Below are 3,286 nucleotides of genomic sequence, written 5' to 3' on the forward strand. Positions count from 1 at the left end.
TTCCTCCTATTTTCCTAAAGCTGCTCTTACTTCTGCTAAGTAATCTTTTCCATCAACCATAAATACCATGTTGAGTTTATCTATTTCTACAGTTGTTTTTCCACCTATGTCAACTTTTAAGTATTCACATGTAAACTCTCCATTTGAATCTGTAGGTTTTGAAACTGCTAACTTGCCAAGTTCAGCTGATTTAGGGAATCCTCTTAATGCTACAGTTAATTTTTTTACTTCAACTTTCTGAGTTTTTGAATCGGTTTCTTGTAAGGCCCCTTTAACTTCAAAAGCATAAGATTCTGGTTTTATTAATGAAAGATTTTTATCAACTAAACTTCTAAAATTAACCGAAAATGTCATTGCTGATATATGTCCTGGTGTAATACTTTCAATTTCTCCTGCTATTCCAGCTCCAGATATAGTTTCAACCATATGCTCTATCTTTGGTAAATTTAAATCTACCATTCCTGCTAATTCATTCGACCCATTTACATAACATGTAAAATTAATTACTTTTTCAGGTATTTTCATTTAAGCCTCCATTTTTTATTGGAATAAAGTATCAAAATACTTTACATCTATTTCTTTTAAAAATTCTATTTGCTGTGCTGGTAAAGGTGGTGTATAGAACACTCTAATACTTATTTTCCCAGCTACTAATGATGTTGTAGGATTATCCTCTTCTCTAAACTCGACTCTTCCACCTAATATTTGACCTTGGTTAGTGAGTCCATTTAACCAAATATTGCAACTATCAACTATTGTATTTATTAAAACTTTATTTGTTGGTTCATCAACTTTTTGCCAAAATGTAGTAACTAAAGTATTATTTAAAAAGTTAAACATCAATCTTGAAGCTATAAAAGCATCTTTTGGGTCTGTTACTGCTGGAAAACAACTTGCATAGTTCCCCCAACTTTTCCATCCTCCAATAAAGTTTAAAGCGGTTCCAATTCCATTACTATTTAAATAATTTGCTTTATTTACTCCTAGTAAAACTGGTGTTCCATCTGCTAAAACTGCTGAATCAGCTTTTAAAGATTTATTAGAAGGAGATTTAAATGGCACTCCATCATTTTCAGCTGCTAAAGCCTGTATAATACAAGCTATTTGAGTACTCATATGATATTTAAGCGTTCCTAGTGCTACCATTGGCCAAAAAGCTGATAAATAAGTTGAATTCAAATTGTTGTTTTCTTTTATTCCAGGAACATCTGTATATTTTCTAGTTGTTTTAGTGTCTATATCACATATAGCAAATCCTTGAAAATGTCCATTTATTTTACTGGCTTTAGTTTCTAAAACTGCTGCTACTGTGGAATCAGTTGAAAATTTAGGAGCTAATACTAAATTTGGAATTACCCTATATTTTGGAAATATATTCTCAATACACTCTAACCCTTTTTCATTTCCAGTATTTGTATCTATCCCACCTATAATATCTTCTGCTGTTACCATACTAGGTTTTAAAAAACTATAAGTTACACTTACTGTTTCTCCAGGAATAGTTCCAATAATAACTAAATATCCATCATCATCAAATTGAAAATTCAAATTTGTCTGCCCTTCAATTGTTACTGTTTCTGGGATAACTCCTGTTTTCTTTATTGTAAATTTTCCATTTTCTTTTGTAATTGTTTCAGCTTCTGCTGTTTCAGCTTTATGTGTCTCATGGTCTAAGACATTTATTAAAACTATTGGAGCAGAACCAAACTTACTAAAGTGTGCATCAATTGCCTCGCATAAAGTATAATTTTCAAAATCCTTTAAATATCCCATAGCTTCAACCGCTTCTGAATATGAATAGCAAAGAACTGGATCATTTACTTTTCTTTCTTTTGCCATATTAATTGGTGCTGTTCCTACATAAACTGCTACCATTTCAGATGTTGATGCTGCTATAACACTTGTAGGATTTTCTCTACCTGTTACTCCATGTTGAAATGCCATTATTTACCTCCTGTAAGTTTTTCTATGACTTTGCTATAATAAAAATTTTCATTTGTTCCTTTTTGAAAGATTGCTCCTTTTTTCAATGCTAAATCCTTATCTACATTAACAAATAAATTTTCTAATTCTGGAATCTCTTTTATTGCACTCTCATATAATATTTTTACATCCCCAATGATAACTGAACCATTTTGAAGTCCATATTTACCAACAGTTGGACCTAAATACATTTTTGAATATTTTTTTTCTTCTTTATTTTCTGTTTTCGCTTTTGCCAATTTATCCTCCTTATCTATAACCAGTAAAATTTGGTTTAGGTGCTCCAAATTTAACTCTTGCATTTCCTATCCAAAAAGGATAAGGCTGTTCATCCTCTATTTCAAACTCTGCTATATCTTCAAAAACAAAGTAATCTCCAATATATTTTTCCTCTGATATACGATTTATAACTCTCTCTATTAAATTAGTTAACTCCTTATACCCTTCAGTCTCTTTATTAAATATTGCAAAATATAAATCAAAATATAAATATCTTATTTCTGGAGCATCATCTCCCTTATTAAACCTTATTGCTATTGCAGGTATTTCATCTTCAGCAGTATTAGGAGGTATAAATCCAGAGAATACTTTTACAGGTCTTTTAGGGTCCTTTTTATTTTGAGTTAAAAATAATAGATCTCTTGTATTTTCTTCTACAAATTTTTTTAATGCTATTTCTAAAACTCCTATATTCATCTAAATCCTCCTAATAATCTTCCTACCTCATGACTTAACCTTTTATTTGTTTCTACTATTACAAACTTATTTAAATCAGCTATAACATTTTTACTACTTATCATTCCTGGAACTGAAGCACCATATAATGATTTAACTGGTAATCTTTTTTTTCCAATCCTTTTGAATACTCTAGCACCGCTTTTATGAGAAAAATTAGGAGTAAATATGTTTCTTCCCTTCTCTCTCCTCCATGAACCACCACTAAAGTTTTTTACATTTGCTATAAAGCCACCTTTTCTATCTTTATAACCTTCTAGTTTACTAATAGCTGCTCTTACAACTCCGCCTTTTACAGTTACTTTAAACTTATCTAATCCTAATACTCTTGATTTCGAAGTTATTGTAGCAAATGGATTTGTCCAAGAAGCCTTTTTTACTTTTAATGTTTTATCAACATCACCTTGTTTTATATAGTAATCTTTGCCTACTTTTCTTTTCATTTGAGTTTTAGCTTTAGCTGTTGTATGATTAATTGCTCTAGCAGTAGCTTTTCCCATACCATTTTTTATTCCAGATAATAACTCAGCTGCTTCTTTCAAATTACTCTGTGATATTTCAACCATTT

The 3,286-nt window shown here is 30.5% G+C and carries 5 protein-coding genes; all 5 read right to left on the reverse strand.

The genetic code is table 11. From position 1 onward, the window contains the following. Positions 1–6: 6 nt before the first annotated feature. Positions 7–525 (reverse strand): phage major tail tube protein, encoded by a 519-nt coding sequence (locus Q0W06_RS19435; RefSeq protein WP_297639792.1) that lies wholly within the window; start codon positions 523–525, stop codon positions 7–9. Positions 526–540: 15 nt separating this feature from the next. Then, positions 541–1,944: a phage tail sheath family protein gene (locus Q0W06_RS19440; protein WP_297639794.1), complete on the reverse strand. Its 1,404-nt coding sequence runs from the start codon at positions 1,942–1,944 to the stop codon at positions 541–543. Beyond that, the gene (locus Q0W06_RS19445) at positions 1,944–2,222 is read right to left on the reverse strand and encodes a hypothetical protein (RefSeq protein WP_291942160.1); all 279 of its coding nucleotides are present in this window, start codon (positions 2,220–2,222) and stop codon (positions 1,944–1,946) included. The genes Q0W06_RS19440 and Q0W06_RS19445 overlap by 1 nt, the downstream gene beginning before the upstream one ends. A 10-nt stretch (positions 2,223–2,232) precedes the next feature. Then, positions 2,233–2,679 carry a hypothetical protein gene (locus tag Q0W06_RS19450; RefSeq protein WP_297639797.1) on the reverse strand — a complete coding sequence of 149 codons (447 nt, stop codon included), beginning with the start codon at positions 2,677–2,679 and terminating at the stop codon, positions 2,233–2,235. Then, on the reverse strand, positions 2,676–3,286 hold a 611-nt coding region (locus Q0W06_RS19455; RefSeq protein ID WP_297639799.1), incomplete at its 5' end, for a phage tail protein. The genes Q0W06_RS19455 and Q0W06_RS19450, both read right to left, overlap by 4 nt.

The organism is uncultured Clostridium sp., from assembly GCF_947072515.1.
Classification (GTDB): Bacteria; Bacillota; Clostridia; order Clostridiales; family Clostridiaceae; genus Clostridium.

Bases quoted from the DNA above. Each gene is read 5' to 3' on its own strand.
- Q0W06_RS19435 (WP_297639792.1), bottom strand. From the start codon at position 525: ATGAAAATACCTGAAAAAGTAATTAATTTTACATGTTATGTAAATGGG.
- Q0W06_RS19440 (WP_297639794.1), bottom strand. From the start codon at position 1,944: ATGGCATTTCAACATGGAGTAACAGGTAGAGAAAATCCTACAAGTGTT.
- Q0W06_RS19450 (WP_297639797.1), bottom strand. From the start codon at position 2,679: ATGAATATAGGAGTTTTAGAAATAGCATTAAAAAAATTTGTAGAAGAA.